We start from the raw sequence: 24,716 nt of genomic DNA, 5'->3' as shown, positions 1-24,716 counted from the left end.
CAAAGCCCTGACACGGGGTATTACTTGGCACTGACTTTCGGCACGCTGTTGAGTTCTCAAGGAGCGGACGCGCAGAAACTCGACCCTTCCGGGCTCCGTCCCTGGCTGGATGTCCAACTCTACGCCGGTTCCCAGAGCCTCGCTAGAGGAGGTCTGGCCCGGCGGCCCTTCCGGGCCGCGCGGCGCAAAGAGAAAGTTACACGGCCCTCGGGGCCGGGTCAAACCCGGGGTCGGTGACGCCCGACACCCCCACTGTGCCGCGGGCGGGAGGGTCAGTCGCCCTTCCGGACGCCGGCGATCGAGCGCCGGCCCCGGCGCAGCACGAGCCATCCGCCGGCCAGCCATGCGTCGGCCGAGGGCACCTCGTCGCCGTCGGTGACGCGCTCGTTGTTCAGGTACGCGCCGCCCTCCTTGACCGTGCGGCGCGCCTCGGACAGCGAACTCACCAGGCCGGTCCGCTGCAGCAGCTGGGCGATGGTCGGCAGGCCGCCGTCGACGGTGATGCTGCCGGCCTCCTGCAACGCCGCGGTCAGCGTTCCTGCGTCGAGGGAGGCCAGGTCCTCACGCCCGAAGAGCGCGCGGCCGGCCGCCTCTGCCTGGCGGAGCTGCTCGGGCCCGTGCACCAGGCGCGTCAGCTCCTCGGCCAGCGCGCGCTGCAGCGTGCGCGCGGCAGGCCGCTCCACGCTCTCCGCGATCAGCGCCTCCACCTCCTCGGCCGGACGCTCCGAGTACAGCGGCAGCCAGGCCCGGGCATCGGCGTCGTCGGCGTTCAGCCAGAACTGGAAGAACGCGTACGGCGACGTGAGCTCCGGGTCCAGCCAGACCGCGCCGCCCTCGGACTTGCCGAACTTCGTGCCGTCGGACTTGGTCACCAGCGGGGTGGACAGCGCGTGCACCTTGCCGCCCTCGGTGCGCCGGACCAGGTCGATGCCGGCGGTGAGGTTGCCCCACTGGTCCGAGCCGCCGGTCTGCAGCGTCACCCCGTGCCGGCGGTGCAGCTCGCGGTAGTCGTTGGCCTGCAGGATCTGGTAGCTGAACTCGGTGTAGCTGATGCCGGCCTCGGAGTTCAACCGCGCCGACACCGCTTCCTTGGCCAGCATCTGGCTCACCCGGAAGTGCTTGCCGATGTCGCGCAGGAAGTCGATCGCCGATATCGGCGCGGTCCAGTCGAGGTTGTTGACGTAGATCGGACCCTTCAGGCCTTCGCCCTCGGCCGGCACGTCGAGGAAGGGCGCGACCTGGTCGCGGATGCGCTCCACCCACGTCGCCACGGTGTCGCGGTCGTTGAGCTGGCGCTCCGACGACGGCCGGGGATCACCGATCAGCCCGGTGGCTCCACCCACGAGCACGATCGGCTGGTGGCCGGCACGCTGGAGCGCGCGCAGGACCATGAACTGGAGCAGGTGCCCGACGTGCAGGCTCTGCGCAGTCGGGTCGAAGCCGGCGTAGTAGGCGACCGGTCCCGCCGCGAGGTGCTCGCGCAGGGCGGCCTCGTCGGTGCTCTGGGCGATCAGGCCCCGGCGGTGCAGTTCGTCGATCACGTCGGTCACGAGGTCTCATCCTGCCCCGCCCGGTTGCGCCGGGGCTTGCCACCCGCCCGGAAGGCGCTCACCGAGGGCGCACCGGTCTCCCAGAACCTCCAGGGCAGCTCGGTCGCCACGCTGATGCCGACCCTCGGTCCGGCGGTGATCCCCGCCGGCGCCCTCCCCCGGTGCAGCCGCACGGACGAGGCCGGGTCCAGCAGATCGGTGCCGAGGTCCTCCCGTCCGATGGCCAGCGCCTGGGTGAGCCGCGCGGGTCCGCCGGCGAGGTCGCGCGCACTCCGGGCGGCCGGTCGGCGGGAGCGAGCCAGCTCCTCCCCCACCACGACCTCGCCGGCGCGCAGCAGCACCGCCTCGCCGTCGCCCTCCTGACCCACGACGACGTTCGCACACCAGTGCACGCCGTAGGAGAAGTAGACGTAGAGCCGACCGGGCGGGCCGAACATGATGGCCGCCCGGGGCGTAGGCCCCCGGTGTGAGTGGGCCGCGGGGTCGACGCCGGACCCCGAGTACGCCTCGACCTCGGTCAGGCGCAGTGCCACCTGCCCCTGGGGACGGTTGGTCACCACCCAGCAGCCGAGCAGCGACCGCGCGACGTCGTCGACCGGCCCGAGCAGGTCCTCCTCGCGGACGAGGGGACCCGGCTCGGGCCCGGAGGGGAGCGACATGCTCAGAGCGCCGGCGCCACCGGCGACGACGAGGCCCAGTCGGCGTGCTCGGTGGCCAGTGCCTCGAGGCCGGTCATCTGCTCGGCGACCCGAACCGGCGCGGTGCCACCACGGGTGCTGCGGGCCGCCAGCGCGCCTCGCACGGACAGCACCGACCTCACGTCGGGTGTCAGCCGCTCGTCGATCCCGGCCAGCTGGTCGTCGTCGAGCTGGTCGAGCTCCAGGCCGGCCTCCTCGCAGAAGGCGACCATCGCGCCGCTGATCTCGTGCGCCGACCGGAACGGCACGCCCTGGCGGACCAGCCACTCGGCGACGTCGGTGGCCAGCGCGAAGCCCTGCGGGGCGGCGGCCTCGAGGGCCTCGGGGCGCAGCGTCAGGGTGGCCATCATCCCGGTGACGGCGGGGAGCAGGAGGAGCAGCTGCTCCATGGAGTCGAAGACCGGCTCCTTGTCCTCCTGCAGGTCGCGGTCGTAGGCCAGCGGCAGCCCCTTGAGCATCGTCAGGATGCCGGTCAGGTTGCCCACGAACCGGCCGGACTTCCCGCGGGCCAGCTCGGCGATGTCGGGGTTCTTCTTCTGCGGCATGATCGACGACCCGGTGGCCCAGGCGTCGTCGAGGCGGGCCCAGCCGAACTCGGTCGACGTCCAGAGCACGACCTCCTCCCCCAGCCGGGAGAGGTGGACGCCGAGGAGCGCCGCGGCGAAACAGAACTCCGCGGCGAAGTCGCGGTCGCTCACGCCGTCGATCGAGTTCTCCGACGCGCGGTCGAAGCCGAGCTCGGCGGCGACGGCGTCGGGGTCCAGGGGCAACGAGGACCCGGCGAGCGCGCCCGAGCCGTAGGGGCTGACGGCGGCCCGCTTGTCCCAGTCACGCAGCCGGTCGACGTCGCGGGCGATGGAGTGGGCGTGCGCGAGCAGCTGGTGGGCGATGAGCACCGGCTGGGCGTGCTGCAGGTGGGTCATGCCCGGGGCGGCGACGTCGGCGTACCGCTCGGCCAGTCCGAGCAGCGCGAACTCGAGCGAGGACAGCTCCCCCACGAGCGTGCGCACGTGGTGGCGCAGGTAGAGCCGCAGGTCCGTGGCGATCTGGTCGTTGCGGCTGCGTCCGGCGCGCAGCTTGCCGCCCAGGGCGCCGAGCTTCTCGGTGAGGCCGCGTTCGAGCGCCTCGTGCACGTCCTCGTCGCTCCCGATGGCGGTGAACGTGCCGGCCGCGACCTCCTCGGAGAGCGCCCGGAGGGCACCGAGCATCTGCTCCAGCTCGTCGTCGGCGAGCAGGCCGGCACGGTGCAGCACGCGCGCGTGGGCCCGGGAGCCCGCCAGGTCGAAGGGCGCGAGCTGCCAGTCGAAGTGGGTGGACTTGCTCAGCGCCGCCATCGCGGGCGACGGGCCGCCGCCGAAGCGACCACCCCAGAGCCGGGTGTGCGATCCAGGTGCGGGGCTGCTCACGTGCCGGGTTCCTCTTCCAGGTCGGCGCTCAATTCGGGGTAGACGGCCGGCGTGCGCTGCGCGAGCGCCCGGAGCCGGTCGGCCAGGGCCGGCCCGCCGTCGGGGGCCCGGGAGACGACCAGCAGAGTGTCGTCCCCCGCGATCGTGCCCAGGACGTCGGGGAGGCCGACCTTGTCCAGCGCCGAGGCGAGGAACTGCGCCGCACCGGGCGGGGTCCGCAGCACGGCGAGGTTCGCGCTGCCCTCGGCGCTGGTGAGCAGGTCGGCCAGCAGCCGGGTCAGCCGCGCCGGGGCGGTCTGGGCCGGTCTCAGCGGGGCGTTCTCCGGTGGCACGACGTAGGACGCCGGAGCGCCGTCGGAACCGCGCAGCTTCACCGCCCCGAGCTCCTCGAGGTCGCGGGACAGCGTCGCCTGCGTGACCTCGATGCCCGACTCGGCCAGCAGCGCCACCAGCTGCGTCTGCGAGCTGACCGGTTGGGACTCGATCAGCCCGCGGATGCGCGCCTGGCGCGCCGAGCGGCCGACGGCGGAGGTCATGTGCGCTCCAGCAACCAGAGCAGCAGCGCCTTCTGGGCGTGCAGCCGGTTCTCCGCCTCGTCCCAGATCGCGCTCTGCGGCCCGTCGATCACGGCGGCCGAGATCTCCTTGCCGCGGTAGGCCGGCAGGCAGTGCAGGACGACGGCGTCGTCGGCGGCCCGGGACAGCGCCGCGTCGTCCACCGCGTACGGCAGGAACGGCGCCACCCGGGCGTCGTACTCGCCCTCCTGGCCCATCGACACCCACGTGTCGGTGACCAGGACGTCGGCGCCGTCGGCCGCCGCCTCGGCGTCGGCGGTCCAGCCCACCGAGCCGCCGGTCTCCGCCGCGATCGCGGCCGCCCGTCCCAGCACGAGCGGGTCGGGCCGGAAGGACTCCGGTGAGCCGACCCGCACGTGCATGCCCGCGGTGGCGCCACCCAGCAGGTAGGAGTGCGCCATGTTGTTGGCGCCGTCACCGAGGTAGGTCATCGAGCGGCCGGCCAGCGAGCCCTTGCGCTCGATGATCGTCTGGAGGTCCGCCAGGATCTGGCACGGGTGGTACTCGTCGGTCAGCGCGTTGACCACCGGCACCCGGCTGGCCGACGCCATCGCCTCGATCCGCTCCTGGCCGAAGGTGCGCCACACGATGGCGGCGACCTGGCGGTCGAGCACCCGCGCGGTGTCCTCCACCGACTCCCCGCGGCCGAGCTGGCTGCTGCCGGCGTCCACGACGAGCGGGAACCCACCCAGCTCGGTGACGCCCACGGAGAACGACACCCGGGTGCGGGTCGAGGGCTTGTCGAAGAGCACGGCGACGGGGCGGGGGGTGCCGTTGGCCGCGCGCAGCGGTGTTGGTGCCTCGGCGCTGCCGCGGCCGGCCTTGAGCGACGCGGCCAGCGCCAGCACCTCGGCCTGCTCGGCCGGGGCGAGGTCGTCGTCCTTGAGGAAGTGCCGGGTCACTGAAGGGTCTCCAGAGCGGGATCGAGGGCCGCGGGCAGCGCCGCCACGAAGGCGTCGACCTGCGCGTCGGTGAGGACCAGGGGCGGAGCGAGCCGGACCACGCCCGGCGCGACGGCGTTGACGAGGAAGCCCGCGTCGCGCAGGTTCGCCTCGACCGAGGGGGCGACGTCGGCGGTGAGGACGACGCCGAGCAGGGCGCCCCTGCCCCGGACGCCGCTGATGCCGGCGTGACCCAGCGCCTCGATGCCGGTGGTGAAGCGGTGCTCGATCTCCTTGGCGCGCTCGAGCAGTCCCTCGTCGCGGATGGTGTCGAGGACGGCGAGGGCCGCGGCGGCGGCGATCGGATTGCCCCCGAACGTGGAGCCGTGGGATCCCGCCGTCAGCAGGTCGGCCGCCTCGCCGAAGGCCAGCATCGCCCCGATCGGCAGGCCGCCACCGAGCGCCTTGGCCAGCGTGATGACGTCGGGGTGCAGCCCCTCGGCCTGGTGTGCGAACCAGTGACCGGTGCGGCCGATGCCGGTCTGCACCTCGTCGAGGGCGAAGAGTGCGCCGGCGTCCTCGGCCGCCGCGGCCGCCGAGGCCAGGTAGCCGGCCGGCGCGGGCAGCACGCCGCCCTCGCCGAGCATCGGCTCCAGCAGCACCATGGCGGTCTGCTCGGAGACCGCCGCCGCCAGCGCCGCGGCATCCCCGTAGGGCACGTAGTCGACGCCGCCGGGCAGCGGTGCGAAGGCGGCGGCCTTGGACGGCTGGCCGGTGAGCGCCAGCGCGCCCATGGTGCGGCCGTGGAACGCGCCCTCCGCGGTGATCACCTGCGGCCGGCCGGTGAGCCGGCTGACCTTGAACGCCGCCTCGTTGGCCTCCGCGCCGGAGTTGCAGAAGAAGACACGGCCGGGGCGACCGGCCAGGTCCAGCAGCCGCTCGGCGAGCAGCACCCCGGGCTCGTGCATGGCGAGGTTGGAGACGTGGCCCAGCCGGCCGGCCTGGGTGGTGATGGCCTCGACGACCTTGCGGTGGGCGTGGCCGAGGATCGTCGTCGCGATGCCGCCGAGCAGGTCGGTGTACTCGCGGCCGTCGACGTCGGTGACGGTGGCCCCGGTGCCGGAGGCCAGCGCGACCGGCGGTGCCTTGTAGTTGTTCATCATCACGGCCGACCAGCGACGGGCCAGCTCCTCGGTGTGCGTCGTCATGGTGCTGTGCCCTCCTTCTGGTCCTTCGCCGGGACGACCATCGTCCCGGTGCCTTCGGTGGTGAACGTCTCCAGCAGCAGGGCGTGCGGGGTGCGGCCGTCGACGACGGTCGCCCGCTTCACCCCGCCCTCGACCGCCCGCAGGCAGGCGGCCATCTTCGGGATCATCCCGGCGTCCAGCGTGGGCAGGATCTCGGCCAGCTCGCGGGCGTCGATCTGCTGGACCAGCGAGTCCCGGTCGGGCCAGTCGGCGTAGAGGCCCTCGACGTCGGTCAGCACCACCATCTTCACCGCGCCCAGGGCGGCGGCCAGCGCCGCCGCTGCCGTGTCGGCGTTGACGTTGTGCACGACGCCGTCGGCGTCGGGGGCGACGCTGGCGACGACCGGGATGTGGCCCGCCTCGAGCAGCGCGGTGACCGGGGTGGTGTCGACCGCCACGACGTCGCCGACCAGCCCGACGTCGACCGGTTCCCCGTCCACGACCGCCGAGGTGCGCTGGGCGGTGAACAGACCGCCGTCCTCGCCCGAGAGGTGCACGGCCATCGGGCCGTGCTGGTTGATCAGGCCGACGATGTCGGGACCGACCTGACCGGTGAGCACCATCCGGACCACGTCGATCGTCTCGGGGGTGGTGACCCGCAGGCCGCCGCGGAACTCACTGGCGATGCCGAGCTTGGCCAGCATGGCGCTGATCTGCGGCCCGCCGCCGTGGACGACCACCGGCAGGATGCCGCAGGTCCGCAGGAAGACCATGTCCTCGGCGAACGCCCGGCGGCAGGCGTCGTCGACCATCGCGTGGCCGCCGTACTTGATGACGACGACGTTGCCGTGGAACTCCTTGAGCCAGGGCAGGGCCCCGGTGAGGACGGCGACCTTGGCGGCGTCGCCCTCCGGGTCGTGCGTGCGCATGACCCGGTGGGTGCCGACCGTGCGCGGCAGCTTCGGCGGCGGTGCGGCCTCGTCGATGCGGACGTCGGGTGGCGTCGGGTCCTGGGGTGCGGGGTCCTGGTGCTCGCTCATGTGGAGTAGGCCGAGTTCTCGTGCACGTATGCGATGGACAGGTCGTTGGTCCAGACCGTTGCCTGCTCGGCGCCGGCCCTCAGGTCGACGTCGATGGTGATCGCCCGGCCGGTGAGGTCGACGCCCTCGCGCGGGTCGCCGATCGAGCCGCCGCGGCAGACGGTGACGCCGTTGATCGTGACGTCGACCTGGTCGGCCTCGAAGGCGGCGTCGGTGGTGCCGATCGCGGCGAGGACCCGGCCCCAGTTGGGGTCGTTGCCGAACAACGCCGTCTTCAGCAGGTTGTTGCGGGCACACGCCCGTGCGGCGGTGAGCGCGTCCTGCACGCTCGCGGCGTTGCGGACGGTGATCGCAATGTCCTTGGTCGAGCCCTCGGCGTCGGCGAGCAGTTGCATGGCGAGGTCGGTGCAGGCGGCGGTGAGCGCCTCGGTGAGCTGCTCCTCGGTGGGGGTCGCGCCCCGGGCGCCGTTGGCCATCACGAGCACCGTGTCGTTGGTGGACAGGCACCCGTCGGAGTCGACCCGCTCGAAGCTGACGGCGGTCGCTGCCTTCAGAGCCCGCTGCAGCACGTCGGGATCGGCCGTCGCGTCGGTGGTGAGGACAACGAGCATCGTGGCCAGGCTCGGGGCGAGCATGCCCGCGCCCTTCGCCATGCCGCCGACGGTCCACCCGTCCCGCTGCTGGACAGTCGTCTTCGGCACGCTGTCGGTGGTCATGATCGCGCGGGCGGCGTCGGGGCCACCGTCCTCGCTCAGGGCCTGGACCGCCGCGGTGATCCCGGCGGTGAGCTCGTCCATGGGCAGCCGGACGCCGATCAGGCCGGTGCTGGCGACGGCGACGTCGATCGCGCCGATGTCGAGCTGTGCTGCGGCGTGCTCGGCCGTCGCGTGGGTGTCCTGGAAGCCCTCGGGACCGGTGCAGGCGTTGGCCCCACCGGAGTTGAGCACGACGGCGCGCGCCCGCTGCCCGGCCAGCACCTGGCGGCTCCACTGCACGGGTGCGGCCGGGAACCGGTTGGTGGTGAAGACGGCGGCCGCGGCGTCGTCGGGCCCGGTGTTGAGGACGACGGCGACGTCGGGGGCGCCGGAGGACTTCAGCCCGGCCGCGACGCCCGCGGCGGAGAACCCCTGAGGGGCGGTGGTGCTCATGGCGCGACTCCGACGAGAGGAAGGCCCGTGGTCTCGGGCAGGCCCAGGGCGAGGTTGGCGCACTGGACCGCCGCTCCCCCGGTGCCCTTGGTGAGGTTGTCGACGGCGGCCACGACGACCAGCCGGTTGGCGTCGGCGTCGACGGCGATCTGCAGGGCGACGGTGTTGGCGCCGAGGACCTGCGCCGTGGTGGGCCACTGGCCCTCGGGCAGCAGGTGCACGAACGGTTCCCCGCCGTAGGCCTCGGCGTAGGCGGCGCGGGCGGCGTCGGCGTCGACGCCGGGCTCCAACGGCGCCGAGCAGGTGGCCAGGATCCCCCGGCTCATCGGCACCAGCGTCGGCGTGAAGCTGATCCTCACCGGCCCGCCGGCGACCTGGGTCAGCCCCTGGATCATCTCCGGGGTGTGCCGGTGCACCCCGCCGACGCCGTAGGCGCTGGCCGCCCCCATGACCTCGCTGCCGAGCAGGTGCGGCTTCGGCGACTTCCCCGCGCCGGAGGTGCCGCTCGCGGCGACCACGACGACGTCGGGCCCGACCAGGCCGGCGGCCAGCGCCGGGGCCATCGCCAGGGTGACCGAGGTCGGGTAGCAGCCGGGGACGGCGACCCGGGTGGCGCCGGCGATCTTCTCCCGCTGTCCGGGCAGCTCCGGCAGACCGTAGGGCCAGGTCCCGGCGTGCACTCCGCCGTACCAGCGGGCCCAGGCGGCCGGGTCGTTGAGCCGGTGGTCGGCACCGCAGTCGATGACGAGCGTCTCGGCGGGCAGCTGGTCGGCGATGGCGGCGGACTCACCGTGCGGCAGGGCCAGCACGACGACGTCGTAACCGGCGAGGCTCGCGGCGTCGCTGGGCTGGACGGTCATCTCCGCGAACGGCAGGAGGTGTGGCTGCAGCTCGCCCAGGCGTCGGCCGGCGCTCGAGTTGGCATGCACCCCGGCCAGCCGCAGGTTCGGGTGACCGGCCAGCAGCCGGCACACCTCTCCCCCCGCGTACCCGGTGGCGCCGGTGACCCCGACCGTCCACGTCTGCATGTTCACGGTGCATGACCATACACGGTCATGCATGAACGTTCATGCGGGTTTGCCAGCCGCTTGCCAGTTCCCGTTCGCGTTTCTGTCAGCACCCAGAGGCACTGTGGCACCTGTCCGGCGAACCTCGCCGGCGGGGAGGGAGCCACCGTGCAGACCATCAGGGAGAGCGCCCCGTTCGGGCCGCTCGGCGACATCGACGTGGTCGACGAGGAGACCGGTCCGGTGCTCCGGCTCCGGGGCGAGGTCGACGCCGCCGTCGTCGCGATCTGGGACGCCGCGGCCCGGCGACCCGGGCGGGCGCCGGTGGCGGTCGACGTCTCGGCGACGACGTTCCTCGACTGCCGGGCCCTGCGCCTGGTCGTCCAGGAGACCGAGGCGGCCCGCCGCTCCGGCCGCCTGCCCGAGCTGCGCCGGCCGACGCAGTCGGTGCAGCGGCTCGTCGACCTCACCGGCGCGGGGCCACTGTTCGCGACCGTCGCCTGATCGACTGGCCACTGAGCCGCCGCCGCGGCCCGGCTACCCGGAGACCCGCGCCACCAGCAGGACGACGTCGTCCTCGCTCTCGCCCACCAGCCGGTCCAGGAGCCCGTCGCAGAGCTCCTCGGGCGGGAGACCGTGCAACTCCTCCGCCGCCAGGCGCAGCGCCTCGATGCCGTCGTCGAGCAGCCGGTGCCGACGCTCCACCAGCCCGTCGGTGTAGAGCAGCAGGGTGGTCCCGGGCGGCAGGTCGATGTCGCGATCGGTGCGGGGGCTCTGGGCCTGGACGCCGAGCAGGAGCTCGGGCGCTCCGTCGACCAGATCGCAGCGCCCGTCCGGGTGCAGGAAGAGCGGCGGCGGATGCCCGGCGTTGCTCCACCGCAGTCGCAGGGTCCGGCCGGTCGGGTCGTCCTCGCTCGGCCATGCCTGGCAGAGCACCGCCGTCGTCAAGGTGCTCACCCCCAGCCGCAGCAGGGCCCCGTCCAGCGCGGTGAGCACCGCTGCGGGTGCCGCCGGCAACGTCTGGGCCACACCGCGGAGGACGTTGCGCACCTGGGCCATGGCCGCCGCCGCGGTGCTGTCGTGGCCCGCGACGTCACCGACCACGAGGGTCAGCGTCCCGTCCTCGGTGGAGAACGCGTCGTACCAGTCACCGCCGACCTCCGCCTCGCGGGCGGCCGGCTGGTAGCGACCGGCGATGTCCAGCCGGTCCGAGCGTGGCAGCGCGGTGAGCAGACTGCGCTGCAGGCTCTCGGACAGGTGCCGGATCCGGCGTACGGCCTCTCGCTCGGCCGCCTGGGCACCCAGCCGTTCCAGCGCCAGGGCGGTCAGGGAGGCCAGCGCCGACAGGAGCGCCTGGTCGGACACCCGCCACGCCTTGCGCTCCTCGAACGCCACCGCCAGGGAGCCGATGGACCTGCCGTGGACAGCGAGGGGCACGGCCGCCGTCGCCTCGGTGCGCGCGCGGACGTAGACGTCCTCGGCGCCGGGGAACAGCCGGACACCCTCCTCCCGGTCGCTCAGGAACAGCGGCGTGCCGGTCGCGGCCACGTGGACCAGCGGCAGCGGGGCGTCCACCGGCAGGGTGGCCACGTCGGTGCGCAGTTCCTCGTCGAAGAACGTCGTCCCCAGGACGCGCACGTGCGCTCGGTCGGCCTCCAGGAGGCAGAGAGCCGCCCCCTGCGCGCCCAGCACCGACGCGCCGCGGCCGCTGACGATGGACAGCACGTCGGACTCGGTGCCGGCGCCGGCCAGCGCGTGGGCCACCGCGACCAGGGCCCGCAGCAGCTCCGCGTCCACCGCGGCCGCGCGCTCAGCGGTGACGTCACGGAAGTACCAGGCCCACCCGATGTAGGCGCCGTCGGGACCCCGCAGCGCCGTGCCATATCGGTCGAGGACCCTGCCGTCGCGCAGCTCCAGCTCGTCGCGAGCCGAGCCCGACGCCTGCGCGTAGAGATCGTGAACCCGCTCCAGGAACGTCTCCGGATGGACCAGCTTGTCCAGCACCGAGGCCAGCGCGGCCTCGTCGTCACCGGAGGCGACGACATCGGCCGGGATCGGCCAGATCTCCTGGAACTTGCGGTTCGAAGCGATCATGATGCCGTCGGAGGACACGACGACCATTCCGTCCAGGCCGCCCTCGACGGCAGCCCGCATCAGGTGGAGCTCACGCGCCCCCTCGACGGCGCCGGGCTGCTCGCGCCGGGCCTGCGGTCCGTCCACTGCTCTCACGCCTCCACCGGCGCGGGCACGCACCTACCAACCGTCCTCGTGTGGCCACTGTAGGTGCCTCGGCGATCAGCGCTAGGGGCGATCGGTCGTGAGCGGGAGCCGGCAGCCGACCGAGCCGACGCGGCGGAGGACCTCACATCGGCGGGCGCCACGGGACGAGCGGGGCGTCGGCCGGTACGTACAGCGGATGACGCGGCTCCCCGCCGGCGGTCGTGCCGAGGCACACCGGGTCGGCCAGCAGCGGCGCCACGTGGCTCGACCGGCCCCGCCAGGAGCCGTGGCTCCCCCAGGCGGCCACGGTCGTCGCCGCAGCACCTGTGAAGGCCCGCAGGGCGTCGTCCCCGGCCGGGCCCACGGGGTCGGCAGTGGAGCGGATCATCCGCGGGTCGGTGTGCCGGTAGGCGAACAGGTTCACGATCAGCAGACCGGTGGCGCCCATGTCCCGCGAGCGGCCGATGCACCGGTCCAGGGTCGGACGGCGCCGCCGCTCGGTGTCCCCGGTCGCGGGGTTGAGCAGCACCCACACCACCGTCGAGGGGAGGTCCGGGTCGCCCCACCAGCGCCCGAACGCATACCGGAACACCATGTCCGGCGAGTACAGGTACCGCTCGGGCAGGCCGTCAGGCGAGGTGCCGGGAAGATCCACCAGCCCGTGCCCCGCCGCGACTTCGGCGAACGGATCGGTCACGGGTCAGGCCAGCGGATCGGCGTCGCCGTAGGGCGCGAGGCGCAGCTGCCGGGAGGCATCCTCCGGCGTGGTGGAGCGGAGCACGTCGAGGTCGTCCTTGCCCGCCCGCACGAACCGGCCGGACCACTGGTCCAGCTCACCGGCGGCGATGGCCGCGATCAGCTCGACCACGGCCTCCGGCGGCGTCCAGTCGGTGAAGTTCGCCCACTTGGGCATGGCCCGGGTCATCGGGGTGTCCACCACGCCGGGAGCGACGTCGAAAGCGCGGACGTCCGAGCCCTCGAGCCCCAGGGTGAGCGACTCGGTCAGCCGCATCAGGCCTGTCTTCGCCACCGAGTAGGCCGAGTACTCCGCGACCCCGCGGGCGCCCATCCCGCTGTTGATGCTCACCACCCGACCACGGTTGCGCAGCACCATCCACGGCACCACGGTGCGGCACAGCAGGAATCCGCCGCGGACGTGGCTGGACACGACGTCCCACCACTGGTCCGGGTCGGCCTCCCACACCGGCACCTCGTACTCGTCGATCAGCCCGGCGTTGTTGACCAGCAGGTCCACCGGCCCGAGCTGCTCGCGAACCTCTCCCACGGCGTCCTCCACCGACGCCCGGTCGGTGACGTCGGCGGCCACCGCCAGGGTGCGCGCTCCCGTGGCGGCGGCGACCTCGTCCATCGCCGTCCGCAGCCGGTCGGCGTTCCGGGCGACACCGGCCACGGCCATGCCCCGGGCGGCCAGCCCTTCGACGAGGTGCCGGCCGATCCCCGAGGACGCCCCGGTGACCAGGGCGACGCCGGTCAGCCTAGGCACGGAGCGTCGCCTCGAAGCCGGCCGTGGCCATGGACACCGCCCCGTCGAAGGCGGCCTTGGCCTCTTCGCCGGTGAGCGTCCGGTCGGGTGCCCGGAAGGTGAAGGCGTAGGCGAGCGACCGGTGCCCCTCGGGCACCTGGCTGCCCTCGTACACGTCGAACAGCCGCAGGTCCTCCAGCAGTTCGCCGGCGCCCTCGGCGAGTGCTGCCCGCAGCTCGGCCTCCGGGTGGTGCTTCGCCACCACGAGGGCCGCGTCCATGTGCACCGGCGGGAAGGTGGAGATCGAGGGGGCCACCGGCACGGTCGGCGCTGGGAACGCGTCGGCGTCCAGCTCCATCACCGAGGTGCGCGGCGGCAGGCCGAGGGTCTCGCAGACCTTCGGGTGCAGCTCACCGGCGTGACCGACGACCCGGTCCCCGACGAGCAGCTCGGCGCACCGGCCGGGGTGCCACGGCGCCCGCTCCCCCGCGCGCACGGTCAGCTCGGCCCCCGCGGCCTGGGCCACGACCCGCGCTGCCTGCACGGCGTCGGCCCACTCGGCCGGACGGCCCGGGCCCCACCAGCCGCGCGGCTCGCGCTGACCGGTGACCGCCACGGCCACGTGCCACGGCTGCGCCGGCACCGCGCCGAGCAGGGCGGCGAGGGTGGCGTCGTCGGGCCGGCGATCGACCCCCGGCAGGGGTGCTGCGGCGCGCTCCCCGCCGGAGAACACCGCACCGTGCTCGAAGAGCGCGACGTCGCGCAGACCGCGCGCGACGTTGCGGGCCAGCGAGGCGAGCAGGCCCGGCAGCAGCGTCGTCCGCAGGACGGGGGCCTCCTCCGAGAGCGGGTTGCGGACCGTGACGACCCGGCGACGGTCGTCGTCCCCGGGCAGGCCGAGCGCGTCGAGCTGCGGCGTTCCGATGAACGGGAACGCCGGCGCCTCGACGTACCCGGCCTCGGCCAGGGTGCGGCCGATGCTGCGCCGGCGGCGCTGCCGCTCGGTCAGTCCGCGTCCGGGCGGCGCGGTGGGCAGGATCGAGGGGATCTCGTCGAACCCGCGGAAGCGCACGACCTCCTCGACCAGGTCGGCCGGCTCCAGCAGGTCGCCGCGCCAGGACGGCGGAGTGACGCGCAGGGTTCCGCCGTCGCCCTCGACGGTCACGCCGACGGCCTCCAGCGCCTCGACGACCTGCGTCGGCGTGTAGTCGACGCCGGCGATGCGGCCGGGCAGGCCGGCGTCCAGCGCGATCGCCTGCCGCGGCGCGCGGGTGTCGACGTCGACCGGGGCTCCGACGACGCGGGCACCGCCGTGCTCGACGAGCAGCCCGGCAGCCCTGGCCAGCGCGACCACGGTGACCTCGGGGTCGGTGCCGCGCTCGAACCGCTTGCCCGCCTCGCTGGGCAGCCGGTGCCGGCGCACCCCGCGCGAGATGCCGGTCTGCTCCCAGTGCGCGGCCTCCAGGAGCACCGCGGTGGTCGAGTCGCCGATCTCGGTCGACGCGCCACCCATGACGCCGGCCATGCCGATGGGCCCGGAGTCGTCGGTGATGAGCAGGTCGTCGTCGGTCAGCCGGCGGTCGGCGCCGTCCAGGGTGGTGAGCCGCTCTCCCGCGGTGGCCGTCCGGACGGTGATCGGGCCGCGCACGGCGTCCCGGTCGAAGGCGTGCATCGGCTGGCCGAGCTCGAGCATCACGTAGTTGGTGACGTCGACGGCGAGCGAGATGCTCCGCACGCCGCACTGGGTGAGCCGCTGCCGCAGCGCCCACGGGCTGGGTGCCGACGGGTCGAGGTCCTCCAGCGCGAGCATGGAGAAGCGGTCGCAGCGGTCGGCGTCGGCGACGGTCACGTCCCAGGCCGGGGCGCCGGACCAGGCCGGCAGCGGCAGGTCCGCCGGATCCCGCCAGGAGACGCCGAGGGTGCCGGCCAGGTCGCGGGCGATCCCGCGCATGGACATGGCATAGCCGCGGTCGGGGGTCACCTCGAGGTCGAAGACGACGTCGTCCAGGCCCAGGACGTCGGCGGCCGGGGTGCCCGGCTCGAAGCCGTCCTGACCCAGCACGAGGATGCCGGCGTGGTCCTCGCCGATTCCGAGCTCGCGGACCGAGCAGATCATCCCGTCCGAGATGTGGTCGTAGGTCTTCCGCGCGGCGATCGCGAAGTTCCCGGGCAGCACGGCGCCGGGCAGCGCGGCCACCACGAGGTCGCCGGCGGCGAAGTTGCGGGCGCCGCACACGATGCCCCGCGGCTGCGCCTCGCCGACGTCGACCTGCGTGTAGCGGATCGGCTTCTTGAAGCCGGTGAGCTCCTCGATGTCCAGGACCCGGCCGACCACGAGCGGGCCGGTGGTCGCGGGCGGGCGGACGATCTCCTCGACCTCGAAGCCCAGCCGCACGAACGCGGCGTCGAGCTCCTCGACGGGCATGCCCGCCGGGAGGTCGACGAGCTCGGACAGCCAGCTGACGGGGACCTTCACTGCTCGACTCCGAACTGGCTCGTGAAGCGGATGTCGGCCTCGGCGATGTCGTGCATGTCCGACACCGCGGAGCGGAACTGCAGGGCCCGCTCGATGCCCATGCCGAAGGCGAAGCCGGAGTACTCGTCGGGATCGATGCCGCAGGCCCGCAGCACCCGCGGGTTGACCATCCCGCACCCGCCCCACTCGACCCACTGCGGGCCGTTCCGGTGCTCGGGGAACCAGACGTCGAACTCCGCCGAGGGCTCGGTGAACGGGAAGAAGTGCGGGCGCCACCGGGTGCGCGCCTCCGCACCGAACAGCTGCCGGGCCAGGTGGTCCAGCGTGCCGCGCAGGTGGGCCATGGTCAGGCCCTTGTCGACGGCGAGACCCTCGACCTGGGTGAAGACCGGCAGGTGCGTGGCGTCCAGCTCGTCGGTCCGGTAGACCCGGCCCGGGGCGACGACGTAGATCGGTGGCTGCCGGTCGAGCATGGTGCGCGCCTGCACCGGGCTGGTGTGCGTGCGCAGCACCAGACCGGAGTTCTCCGGGGCGATGAAGAAGGTGTCCATCATCGAGCGCGACGGGTGGTCGGGGCCGATGTTGAGGGCGTCGAAGTTGAGCCACTCCGCCTCGAGCTCCGGCCCCTCGGCCACCTCGTAGCCCATGCCCACGAAGATGTCGGCGATCCGGTCGGTCAGCGTCGTCAGCGGGTGCCGCGCGCCGCGAGGGGTGCGGTCCCACGGCAGGGTGACGTCGACCCGTTCCTCGGCCAGGGCGCGGGCGTCGCGCTCGGCCTCCAGCTGCCCCAGCCGCTCGGCGTAGAACGTCTTGAGGTCACCGAGCACGCTGTTCAGCCGCTTGCCGGCGTCGGAGCGCGCCGCCGGGGGCAGCGCTCCCAGCTCGCGGCGGGCCAGCAGCAGCGGCGCACGGTCACCGAGGTGATCGGGCCGGACGGCGGCCAGCTGCTCCAGGTCGGCGGCGTTCGAGAAGGCCGCGACGCCGAGCGCGAGCGCGTCGTCCAGGGCCTCCTGGGACAGCGCGGCGACCTGCTTCGGGTCGTACGGATCGTTGGCGCCAGACACGGGGAGCCATTCTGCCCGTCCCCCCACCCGGCCCGCGCCTGGGTTCCGCTGCGACGATGCCCGACGTCGCCGACACCGGCGTCCTCCCTCACCGTTCGGGGTCCTACCTCGCCGTCGACCGTGAGGTAGGACCCGTGTTGATCAGGTGACCTGATCAACAACGGAGTCACGGAGGTGTGCGTGGCGGTCGTGCTGGCGCTGGGATCGGCCGTCGTCTACGGGGCGTCGGACTTCCTGGGCGGTCTGGCCAGTCGCAGGGCGTCGGTGTCCGCCGTCGTCGCCGTGTCGCAGATCGCCGGGCTGGTCGCCCTGCTCGTCCTGCTCCCGTGGCTGGGTGGACCGGTCGGCGCCGCCGACGTCGGCTGGGCCGGCGCCGCCGGCATCGCGGGGTCCTCCGGCCTGCTGGTGTTCTTCCGCGCGCTCGCCGGTGGCCTCATGAGCGTCATCGCGCCGGTCACCGCCGTCACCGCCGCCGCAGTGCCCGTGCTCGTCGGCCTGCTCGGCGGGGACCGGATCGGCCCACCCGCGACCGCCGGCATCCTCCTCGCACTGGTCGCCGTCGTCCTGGTGTCGGCCGAGGGCGGGCTCCGGGTCCTGCGGGCGGCTCGACCGGCCAGCGTGGGCCCGGCTCTGCTCGCCGGCGCCGCCTTCGGGCTGTTCTTCGTCCTGCTGGACCGGACGTCGGCCGACGCCGGGCTCACCCCGCTGGTCGCCGCGCGCACGGCGTCGGTGGCGCTCGTGCTGCTGGTCGCCCTCGCCGGGCGCCGGTCGGTGCGGCCGACGCGGGCAGCGCTCCCGCTGATCGTCGTCTCAGGACTGGGCGACATGGCCGCCAACGCGCTGTTCCTGCTCGCCACCCAGGCCGGTGGGCCGCTCGCCATCACCGGGGTGCTCTCCTCGCTCTACCCGGTGAGCACCGTCGTCCTCGCGCAGCTCGTGCTGCGGGAGCGGCTGGTCCCCGCTCAGGTCACCGGGCTGGCGGCCGCTGCTGCTGCCGTCGTGCTCATCACGCTGCCCGGCTGACCTCCCCCTTCGGGGGTGCATCCCACCGGCCGGCTTCGGTCCGGCCACCCGGCGGCCGATGCCCGATCCGTGGACCCCGTGCGCCCGATCCCCGACGCTGCCCTCGACCCTGTGCTGGTCGCTGCCCTCGACGCTGCCCTGCGTCCCGGCGGCGTGCGCAGCGTCTTCCAGCCGATCGTCGAACTCGACACCGGCCGTGTGGTCGCGCACGAGGCGCTCGCCCGCGGACCGCAGGGCCCGCTGGAGCGGCCCGACCAGCTCTTCGCCGCCGCGCGCGCCGCCGGCCGGCTGGCCGAGCTGGACGGCGCCTGCCGGGTGGCCGCCTTCGAGGGCGCGACCCGGCACGGCCTCGCCGCCCCGCTGGCGCTCTTCGTCAACGTCGAGCCGGAGGTGCTCGACACCGCGCCGCTCGACGAGCTGCTGGCCATCGCCGACGCCGCCCCCGGGCGGCTGCGGGTGGTACTGGAGATCACCGAGCGGGCGATCGCGACCCGGCCGGCGGAGCTGCTGCGCTCCGTGGCCCGCGTCCGTGAGCTCGGCTGGGGCATTGCGCTGGACGACGTGGGGGCCGATCCCATGTCGCTGGCCTTCATGCCCCTACTGCGCCCGGACGTGGTGAAGCTCGACCTGCGCCTGGTCCAGGAGCGCCCCGGGCCGGCCATCGCCCAAATCATGAACGCGGTGAACGCCTACGCCCAGACCACGGGCGCCGTGGTGCTCGCCGAGGGCATCGAGGACGACCGCCACCTGGCGATGGCCCACGCCCTGGGTGCCACGCTCGGGCAGGGCTGGCTCTTCGGCCGCCCCTCCGACGCCCCCGCCACCGACCGGCCGGCCGGCGCACTGCCCGGCCCGGTCGACGACGACGCGGCCGGGCCGGCACCGTCGCCCTTCTCCTGCATGCCCGAGGGCACCGCGCTGCGCCGCGCGCCCAAGAGCCTGCTGATCGAGCTGAGCAAGCAGCTCGAGCGCGAGGCCATGCGGCTGGGCGAGACCTGCGTCGTCGCGGCCACGTTCCAGGAGGCCCGGCACTTCACACCCTCGACCACCCAGCGCTACCGCGACCTGGTCGAGCGCACCGGCTTCGTGTGCGCCCTCGGCGAGGGGCTGCCGGTCGAGCCGCTCCCCGGTCTGCGCGGCGCCGATCTCGCTCCCACGGACCCCGTCCGCGGCGAGTGGGACGTCGTCGTCCTGGCTCCGCACTTCAGCGTGGCGCTGCTGGCCCGCGACCTCGGCACGGTCGGCTCGGACCTCGAGCGACAGTTCGAGTACTCCCTCACCTACGACCGCGACGTCGCCGTCCGCGCCGCGCGCAGCCTGATGGACCGGGTCGCACCGGGCGTGGCGCGGGCAGTGACAGCCGCGGTGACCCGCCAAGAGGCTGCCGCACCCACCGTGGACACCGCCGTCGCCGAGCTGCTCGGGGACAACCTGCTCGTCCGCCGGGCGCTGGACGCCACGCCCAGCGGCGTCTGCCTGGTCGACGTGCGGCTGCCCGACCAGCCGATGGTCTACGTCAACACCGCCTTCGAGCGGCTCGCGGGACTGCCCCGCGAGGAGCTGCTCGGCCGAAACTGCAGGTTCCTGCAGGGACCCGACACCGACATCGCCGCGGTCGCCCGCATCCGTGACGCGATCGCCGCCGGCGAGGAGTGCCGGGAGATCCTGCTCAACGTGCGCGGCACCGAGCGGACGCCGTGGTTCAACGAGCTGCACCTGGCCCCGGTCACCGACGAGTCCGGCACCGTCGTCCAGTACATCGGCGTGCAGGTCGACGTCACCCAACGGGTGGAAGCCGAGCGCGCGCTGCAGCGGGAGCGCGACCGCGGGCTCAGCTATCTCGCCCAGATCGAGGAGCTGGCGGTCACCGATCCGCTCACCGGCCTGCCGACGCGCGCTCATCTGCAGCAGCAGGTCGAGACCGCGTTGTGGAACGCCCGGGCGACCGGGGACGCGGTCGGGCTGCTCGTCCTGGCCGTGCAGGGTCACGCCCAGCTCGAGTGCGAGTACGGGCCGGCCGCGGCCGAGGCGCTTCTGCGCCGTACCGCCGAGCGGCTGTGCGGCCGGCTGCGCCGCGGCGACCTGGTTGCCCGTTGGACCCGCGACTCCTTCGCCGTGATGCTGCCCGGGCTCGCCCCGGGCAGGGCCGGCGAGGAGGTCGAGCGGCTGCTCGACGAGCTGAGTGCGGCGGTGTCGGGACCGGTCGTGGTCGAGGGCATGCCGATCGTCCTCGGCGTCGCCATGGGCGCGGCCAGCTTCCCGGCCGACGCCGACGACGTCGCGGGGCTGCTCGCCGTCGCCGACCGCGCGGCCGGGCGCACGCCGGCCCGCTGACGTTCAGCGCCCGGCGTCCTCCAGCAGCTCGACGGGGAACGGCGGTCGTCCGATCCCGTGGACGCGGGTGTTCCCCCACGGGTCGGTCTCGGTCGCCTCGGCGGCCGAGACGCCGTGCGGGGTGGTGATCTCCAGGCGGGCCCGCGGTGGCACCTGCGCGGCCACCCGACCGGACCAGACCACGGACCCCACCAGCGGGTCGAACCGGGCGCCGAGCGCGGCCCGGACGGTGCTGGTCATCCCGTCCACGACGACGGTGACCTCGCCCTCGTAGCCCTCGGGCTCCTCGTGCTCGCTCATCGATCCCCTCTCAGTCAGCCGCGGGGCGGGAGCAGCGTGCCCAGGCCGCCGTCGGCCAGGTCCGTCAGCTGCTCGACCAGGTCGGCTGCCGGCACGGTGCGCGCCACCGACCACCAGTGCGCGGCCAGCTGCACCATGCCCACGACGCCGTAGGCCCACGTCATGGCTCCGTCGGCGGGCCGCCCGGCCTCGGTGAGCCGCGCGGCGAGGAGCCCGCCCAGTGCGGTGGCGACAGCGTGCTCCGTGGCCGCGACCAGATCGGCCCGACCGGCCCGACCGGTCTGGGCGTAGGCGAAGCGGTAGAGGGCCGGCTCGTCCTCGATGAGCGAGACGAAGGCGGCGATCACCGACCGCAACCGGTCCCGGTCGTCTCCCCGGTCCAGCGTCAGCTCGCCCAGCAGCCGAGGCAGCAGGATGGCCTGCGAGACGCGCTCCAGGACGGCGTCGATCAGCTCGTCCTTGTCGCTGAAGTACCGGTAGATGACCGTCTTGGACACGCCGGCGCTGCGCGCCACGTCGTCCACGGAGAAGTCTGGGCCGACCAGACGAACCGCGGCGACGGCGGCGGCGACCAGCTCCTCCCGGCGAGCCCGACGGTGCTCGGTCCAGCGCGAGCGCCGCCCGTCGGGCACCGACGGCGAGCCCGCCACGCCCGGGGACTCGGCGACCCGTTGCATGTGTTCCACGGTAACAGCTACCTTCCTCACAGCCTTGATCGACGAGCTGGGGAGACCGCCGATGACCACCATCCTTCCGTCCGGTCCGAGCCGCGCGGCGACCAAGGCCCCCGTGGACCGGCAGGCGCTGTCGTCGCGGCTGCTCGGCTCGGCCGCCAGGAAGTCCTACGACCCGGTCGTGGACATCGACTGGACGGCGCCCATCCCGGACGACCTCTACGGTCTGTCACCCGAGTGGTCCACGCTGTACGGCACGCCGCTGTGGGACGCACTGGACCACTCCCAGCGGGTCACGCTGACCATCCACGAGTACTGCTCCATCTCGGGCATCGGCATCTGGTTCGAGCACCTGCTGATGCAGCTCGTCCTGCGCGACATCTACGGCGAGGACCCCGCGCAGCCGCACGTGCAGTGGGCGCTCACCGAGATCGCCGACGAGTGCCGGCACTCCGTGATGTTCGCGCGCACCGCGCAGACCTTCGGGGCGCCGTCCTACGGACCGCCGCCCAGTCTGCTCAGACTCGGCAAGGGCTACGTCGCGCGGGCGGACGGCCCGGCCGCGTACGCCGCGATCCTGGTCGCCGAGGAGATCCTCGACATCTTCCAGCGCGATCTCATGAAGGACGAGCGCGTCCAGCCGCTCACCCGCGCGACCAGCCAGATCCATGTCGTCGAGGAGGCGCGGCACATGCGCTTCGCCCGCGAGGAGGTCGCTCGCCGCACGCCGGAGCTGTCGTTCCTGCAGCTGCGCAGGCACCGCGCGATGGTGGCTGCGTGCGCGGCGATCGTGGCGGAGAACCTGGTGCAGCCGCAGGTCTACGCGGCGGTGGGGCTGGATCCGAAGGTCGCCCGCGCCGCGGCACGCAGCAACGAGCACTACAACGCCAAGCTCAAGGACTCCTCGGCCGGGCTGGTCTCGTTCCTGCGCGGGGTGGGCCTGATCGGCGGCTCGTCGGAGCGGCTCTGGCGGCGCGCCGGCCTGCTCTGAGCCTCGGCGGCTACCGCTGGGCGAGCTGGGTCGTGTAGAGGCAGATCGCGGCGGCGGCTGCCAGGTTGAGGCTCTCGGCCCGGCCACGCATCGGGATGCGCACCCGCGCGTCGGCCAGGGCGGCCAGCTCGACCGGCACCCCTCGGGCCTCGTTGCCGAACAGCCAGAGAACCGGTCCGGCCAGCTGCGGGCCCAGCTGGTCGAGGGAGGCCTCTCCCCCACCGTCGGCGGCGAGCACGGTGACACCGGCGGTCCGCAGCGAGGGCAGCAGCGTCTCCAGGGGTGCGCCGCGGACGACGTCGACGTGGAACAGGCTCCCGGCACTCGAGCGGACGGCCTTGCCGCCGTACGGGTCGGCCGAGCCGGCGCCGAAGACGACGGCACCGGCACCGCAGGCGTCGGCGGTGCGCAGCACGGTGCCGGCATTGCCCGGGTCGGCGAGCTCGGCCAGGGCCACGGACAGCCGCGGCGGCGCGGAGGCCAGGGTCTGGGCCGGGACGTCGCGCAACTCGCAGACGGCGACCAGCCCCTGGGGGGTCACCGTCTCCGACAGCGCGGCAGCGGCCTTCTCCGTCACCAGCCGGACCGGCACCGTCGTCGCGGCCAGCAGGTCGTGGTGGGCCATGGCCGCAGCCTCGGTGGCGAGCACCTCGCGCACGCCCGCGGGGTCGGCGAGCGCCTCCACCACCGCCTGGCGCCCTTCGGCGAGGAAGAGTCCGGCGGCGTCCCGCCCGGCGCGACGGGTGAGCTTGCGGGCAGCGACGACCCGGCCGGATCGCTCGGTCAGCAGCTCGGTCACGGTTCTCCCTTCCTCGGCGAGATCTGCACATCCGCCTCCATCGGGCGGCCGACGGGGGCGGGTGTGCAGATCTCGGCCCGTACAGACGGCGACGCCGCCGGCGCCGGTCCGCGAGGACCGGACGCCGACGGCGTCGGCGACCCTCCTGCAGGGGCCCACCGCGAGCGCGCGAGCGGTGGGGACAGGAGGGTCCTTCTCCTTCTTCAGGCCGCCTGGGCGCCGGTGGCCTGGGGGTTCGCGGCGAGCGCGGCCCGGGCGGACTCGACGAGCGTGGCGAAGGCAGCCGGCTCGTTGACGGCCAGCTCGGCCAGGACACGACGGTCCAGCTCGATGCCGGCCAGCTTGAGGCCCTGCATGAACCGGTTGTAGGTCATGTCGTTCAGCCGGGCCGCGGCGTTGATGCGGGTGATCCACAGCTTGCGGAAGTCACCCTTGCGCACCTTGCGGTCGCGGTAGTTGTAGGTCGCGGAGTGGAGGATCTGCTCCTTGGCCTTGCGGTAGAGCCGCGAGCGCTGGCCGCGGTAACCGCTGGCCTGCTCGAGAACGCTACGACGCTTCTTCTGGGCGTTGACCGCCCGCTTCACGCGTGCCACGTGAGAGCTCCTGTCTTCTCGTCAGTAAAGGGCGGTCAGAGACCGAGCAGCTTCTTCATCCGCGGCGCGTCGGCCTTGGACAGCACGCCGATCCCGCTCACGCGGCGCTTGCGGCCCGAGGACTTGACCTCGAACTTGTGCTGGTTGTTCGTGTGCTCGCGGACGAGCTTCCCGGAGCCCGTCACGCGCACGCGCTTGGCCGTGCCCTTGTGGGTCTTCTGCTTCGGCATGTCCCTCGTCCTGTTCGTCTGTCGTAAGTCGTGGGCCCTGCAGGAGGGGTACTTCTCAGGCGGTGGGCGCCTGCTCCTCGGGCTGCTCGTCCTTGTCCGCACGAGCCTTGGCGGACTGCGCGGCGGCCTGCGCCTGCTGCTGCAGCGCCTGCGCGTTCTTGTGCGGGGCGATCACCATGACCATGTTCCGGCCGTCCTGCTTCGGGTTGGACTCGACGACGCCCAGCTCGGACACGTCGCCGGCCAGCCGCTGCAGCAGGCGGTAGCCCATCTCCGGGCGCGACTGCTCGCGACCGCGGAACATCACGGTGATCTTGACCTTGTCGCCGCCCTTGAGGAAGCGCTCGACGTGGCCCTTCTTGGTCTCGTAGTCGTGCGGGTCGATCTTGAGGCGCAGCCGCATCTCCTTGATGACGGTGAGCGCCTGGTTCCGCCGCGACTCACGCGCCTTCTGGGCGGCCTCGTACTTGAACTTCCCGTAGTCCATGAGCTTGGCGACGGGCGGCCGGGCCATGGGAGCGACCTCGACGAGGTCGAGCTCGGAGTCCTGGGCCAGCCGCAGCGCTTCGCCGATCGACACGATGCCGACCTGCTCGCCCTCGGGTCCGACGAGACGGACCTCGGGGACACGGATGCGGTCGTTGATGCGGGGCTCGGTGATGGCCTCTCCTCTGCAGCTGCATGGGAGGAGTCGCTGGCCCACCCGGGCGCCGACAGACGTAAGGCCCCGTGAGCGTCTGCTCACGGGGCCCACTCGCCGGTGGCACACGACCCGTCAGGGTGCGTGCGCACGCGAGCGCCGACCGGTGGCCGGTTCTCGCGATCCGGGACCTGGGCGCCCAGGGGGCGTCAGGTGGGAGCGGGCTCCTCTTTGGTTCAGCGGCCCGGGGCGGGGCCGCTGGGTGGTTCGCGCGCCTCGATGTAGCGGGGGGAGGCACGCCCACTCTACAGCCTGTTCCTTATACACATCTACCTCTACCGACGACGAGGAAGAGTTAAGTATCGGGTGGCACGATAATAAATAAAAAAAAAGACAA

The 24,716-nt window shown here is 73.6% G+C and carries 24 protein-coding genes; 4 read left to right on the top strand and 20 right to left on the bottom strand.

The genetic code is table 11. The features are described 5' to 3' along the window. Positions 1–272: 272 nt before the first annotated feature. The 9 genes from tyrS to argC are packed head-to-tail and all read right to left on the bottom strand — an operon-like array spanning position 273 to position 9,513. The gene (gene tyrS, locus C5508_RS13670) at positions 273–1,550 is read right to left on the bottom strand and encodes a tyrosine--tRNA ligase (RefSeq protein ID WP_104525500.1); all 1,278 of its coding nucleotides are present in this window, start codon (positions 1,548–1,550) and stop codon (positions 273–275) included. Beyond that, the gene (locus tag C5508_RS13665; RefSeq protein ID WP_104525499.1) at positions 1,547–2,209 is read right to left on the bottom strand and encodes a DNA-3-methyladenine glycosylase; all 663 of its coding nucleotides are present in this window, start codon (positions 2,207–2,209) and stop codon (positions 1,547–1,549) included. Before C5508_RS13665 ends, tyrS begins: the two co-directional genes overlap by 4 nt. A 2-nt stretch (positions 2,210–2,211) precedes the next feature. Further along, positions 2,212–3,654, bottom strand: a complete 1,443-nt coding sequence (argH, locus tag C5508_RS13660; RefSeq protein WP_104525498.1) for an argininosuccinate lyase — start codon at positions 3,652–3,654, stop codon at positions 2,212–2,214. Beyond that, the gene (locus C5508_RS13655) at positions 3,651–4,190 is read right to left on the bottom strand and encodes an arginine repressor (protein WP_104525497.1); all 540 of its coding nucleotides are present in this window, start codon (positions 4,188–4,190) and stop codon (positions 3,651–3,653) included. The genes argH and C5508_RS13655 overlap by 4 nt, the downstream gene beginning before the upstream one ends. Continuing rightward, the gene (gene argF / locus C5508_RS13650) at positions 4,187–5,131 is read right to left on the bottom strand and encodes an ornithine carbamoyltransferase (protein WP_104525496.1); all 945 of its coding nucleotides are present in this window, start codon (positions 5,129–5,131) and stop codon (positions 4,187–4,189) included. The genes C5508_RS13655 and argF overlap by 4 nt, the downstream gene beginning before the upstream one ends. Then, positions 5,128–6,318: an acetylornithine transaminase gene (locus C5508_RS13645; RefSeq protein ID WP_104525495.1), complete on the bottom strand. Its 1,191-nt coding sequence runs from the start codon at positions 6,316–6,318 to the stop codon at positions 5,128–5,130. Before C5508_RS13645 ends, argF begins: the two co-directional genes overlap by 4 nt. After that, a complete protein-coding gene (argB, locus tag C5508_RS13640) occupies positions 6,315–7,337 on the bottom strand; it encodes an acetylglutamate kinase (protein ID WP_104525494.1) in 1,023 nt (340 codons plus the stop codon). Before argB ends, C5508_RS13645 begins: the two co-directional genes overlap by 4 nt. Continuing rightward, the gene (gene argJ / locus C5508_RS13635; protein ID WP_104525493.1) at positions 7,334–8,485 is read right to left on the bottom strand and encodes a bifunctional glutamate N-acetyltransferase/amino-acid acetyltransferase ArgJ; all 1,152 of its coding nucleotides are present in this window, start codon (positions 8,483–8,485) and stop codon (positions 7,334–7,336) included. Before argJ ends, argB begins: the two co-directional genes overlap by 4 nt. Continuing rightward, positions 8,482–9,513 carry an N-acetyl-gamma-glutamyl-phosphate reductase gene (argC, locus tag C5508_RS13630; protein WP_104525503.1) on the bottom strand — a complete coding sequence of 344 codons (1,032 nt, stop codon included), beginning with the start codon at positions 9,511–9,513 and terminating at the stop codon, positions 8,482–8,484. The genes argJ and argC overlap by 4 nt, the downstream gene beginning before the upstream one ends. A 147-nt stretch (positions 9,514–9,660) precedes the next feature. Between argC and C5508_RS13625 the strand changes: the two genes are divergently transcribed. Then, complete coding sequence (locus tag C5508_RS13625; protein ID WP_157944094.1) at positions 9,661–9,996, top strand: STAS domain-containing protein; 336 nt, start codon at positions 9,661–9,663, stop codon at positions 9,994–9,996. A 33-nt stretch (positions 9,997–10,029) separates the two neighbouring features. Here C5508_RS13625 and C5508_RS13620 read toward each other — a convergent pair whose 3' ends face one another. The 5 genes from C5508_RS13620 to pheS all read right to left on the bottom strand — a co-directional run bounded on the left by C5508_RS13620 (position 10,030) and on the right by pheS (position 16,735). Beyond that, the gene (locus tag C5508_RS13620) at positions 10,030–11,721 is read right to left on the bottom strand and encodes a SpoIIE family protein phosphatase (protein WP_157944093.1); all 1,692 of its coding nucleotides are present in this window, start codon (positions 11,719–11,721) and stop codon (positions 10,030–10,032) included. A 133-nt stretch (positions 11,722–11,854) separates the two neighbouring features. Then, a complete protein-coding gene (locus C5508_RS13615; protein ID WP_104525490.1) occupies positions 11,855–12,409 on the bottom strand; it encodes a DUF1643 domain-containing protein in 555 nt (184 codons plus the stop codon). A gap of 3 nt (positions 12,410–12,412) precedes the next feature. Then, positions 12,413–13,216, bottom strand: a complete 804-nt coding sequence (locus C5508_RS13610) for an SDR family NAD(P)-dependent oxidoreductase (RefSeq protein WP_104525489.1) — start codon at positions 13,214–13,216, stop codon at positions 12,413–12,415. Beyond that, positions 13,209–15,671, bottom strand: coding sequence for a phenylalanine--tRNA ligase subunit beta (pheT, locus tag C5508_RS13605; protein WP_104525488.1), 2,463 nt, complete (start codon positions 15,669–15,671; stop codon positions 13,209–13,211). The genes C5508_RS13610 and pheT overlap by 8 nt, the downstream gene beginning before the upstream one ends. Beyond that, the gene (gene pheS / locus C5508_RS13600) at positions 15,668–16,735 is read right to left on the bottom strand and encodes a phenylalanine--tRNA ligase subunit alpha (RefSeq protein WP_104525487.1); all 1,068 of its coding nucleotides are present in this window, start codon (positions 16,733–16,735) and stop codon (positions 15,668–15,670) included. The genes pheT and pheS overlap by 4 nt, the downstream gene beginning before the upstream one ends. Before the next feature lie 180 nt (positions 16,736–16,915). On the opposite strand from pheS, the gene C5508_RS13595 reads away from it, so the two are divergent. Then, entirely contained in the window at positions 16,916–17,758 is an 843-nt protein-coding gene (locus C5508_RS13595) for an EamA family transporter (protein ID WP_198598077.1), read from the top strand. A gap of 69 nt (positions 17,759–17,827) precedes the next feature. After that, positions 17,828–20,092: an EAL domain-containing protein gene (locus C5508_RS13590; protein ID WP_232797128.1), complete on the top strand. Its 2,265-nt coding sequence runs from the start codon at positions 17,828–17,830 to the stop codon at positions 20,090–20,092. 3 nt (positions 20,093–20,095) lie between these two features. Here the strand turns inward: C5508_RS13590 and C5508_RS13585 are convergent, their stop codons facing one another. Both C5508_RS13585 and C5508_RS13580 read right to left on the bottom strand, forming a co-directional pair. Further along, positions 20,096–20,392, bottom strand: coding sequence for a DUF4873 domain-containing protein (locus C5508_RS13585; protein ID WP_104525485.1), 297 nt, complete (start codon positions 20,390–20,392; stop codon positions 20,096–20,098). A gap of 14 nt (positions 20,393–20,406) precedes the next feature. After that, entirely contained in the window at positions 20,407–21,069 is a 663-nt protein-coding gene (locus C5508_RS13580; protein WP_157944092.1) for a TetR/AcrR family transcriptional regulator, read from the bottom strand. 61 nt (positions 21,070–21,130) lie between these two features. On the opposite strand from C5508_RS13580, the gene C5508_RS13575 reads away from it, so the two are divergent. Further along, positions 21,131–22,057, top strand: a complete 927-nt coding sequence (locus C5508_RS13575) for an AurF N-oxygenase family protein (RefSeq protein ID WP_104525484.1) — start codon at positions 21,131–21,133, stop codon at positions 22,055–22,057. 10 nt (positions 22,058–22,067) lie between these two features. Here C5508_RS13575 and C5508_RS13570 read toward each other — a convergent pair whose 3' ends face one another. The 4 genes from C5508_RS13570 to infC all read right to left on the bottom strand — a co-directional run bounded on the left by C5508_RS13570 (position 22,068) and on the right by infC (position 24,382). Next, on the bottom strand, positions 22,068–22,856 hold the full coding sequence (locus C5508_RS13570) for a TrmH family RNA methyltransferase (RefSeq protein WP_104525483.1): 789 nt from the start codon (positions 22,854–22,856) through the stop codon (positions 22,068–22,070). A 203-nt stretch (positions 22,857–23,059) separates the two neighbouring features. Further along, positions 23,060–23,449 carry a 50S ribosomal protein L20 gene (gene rplT / locus C5508_RS13565; RefSeq protein ID WP_104525482.1) on the bottom strand — a complete coding sequence of 130 codons (390 nt, stop codon included), beginning with the start codon at positions 23,447–23,449 and terminating at the stop codon, positions 23,060–23,062. A 35-nt stretch (positions 23,450–23,484) separates the two neighbouring features. Further along, a complete protein-coding gene (gene rpmI, locus C5508_RS13560; protein ID WP_104525481.1) occupies positions 23,485–23,679 on the bottom strand; it encodes a 50S ribosomal protein L35 in 195 nt (64 codons plus the stop codon). 55 nt (positions 23,680–23,734) lie between these two features. After that, a complete protein-coding gene (infC, locus tag C5508_RS13555) occupies positions 23,735–24,382 on the bottom strand; it encodes a translation initiation factor IF-3 (protein WP_104525480.1) in 648 nt (215 codons plus the stop codon). Positions 24,383–24,716: the final 334 nt, after the last annotated feature.

Origin of the sequence: Blastococcus atacamensis, assembly GCF_002938425.1 — a bacterium.
Classification (GTDB): Bacteria; Actinomycetota; Actinomycetes; order Mycobacteriales; family Geodermatophilaceae; genus Blastococcus; species Blastococcus atacamensis.
The sequence above is the reverse complement of the archived record's forward strand: the minus strand, read 5'-3'. Positions and strand labels throughout refer to the sequence as shown.

Coding starts and splice junctions, on each gene's coding strand:
- C5508_RS13665 (WP_104525499.1), bottom strand. CDS start 2,209: ATGTCGCTCCCCTCCGGGCCCGAGCCGGGTCCCCTCGTCCGCGAGGAG.
- C5508_RS13655 (WP_104525497.1), bottom strand. CDS start 4,190: ATGACCTCCGCCGTCGGCCGCTCGGCGCGCCAGGCGCGCATCCGCGGG.
- C5508_RS13645 (WP_104525495.1), bottom strand. CDS start 6,318: ATGACGACGCACACCGAGGAGCTGGCCCGTCGCTGGTCGGCCGTGATG.
- argB (WP_104525494.1), bottom strand. CDS start 7,337: ATGAGCGAGCACCAGGACCCCGCACCCCAGGACCCGACGCCACCCGAC.
- argJ (WP_104525493.1), bottom strand. CDS start 8,485: ATGAGCACCACCGCCCCTCAGGGGTTCTCCGCCGCGGGCGTCGCGGCC.
- argC (WP_104525503.1), bottom strand. CDS start 9,513: ATGCAGACGTGGACGGTCGGGGTCACCGGCGCCACCGGGTACGCGGGG.
- C5508_RS13585 (WP_104525485.1), bottom strand. CDS start 20,392: ATGAGCGAGCACGAGGAGCCCGAGGGCTACGAGGGCGAGGTCACCGTC.
- C5508_RS13580 (WP_157944092.1), bottom strand. CDS start 21,069: ATGCAACGGGTCGCCGAGTCCCCGGGCGTGGCGGGCTCGCCGTCGGTG.
- C5508_RS13575 (WP_104525484.1), top strand. CDS start 21,131: ATGACCACCATCCTTCCGTCCGGTCCGAGCCGCGCGGCGACCAAGGCC.
- rpmI (WP_104525481.1), bottom strand. CDS start 23,679: ATGCCGAAGCAGAAGACCCACAAGGGCACGGCCAAGCGCGTGCGCGTG.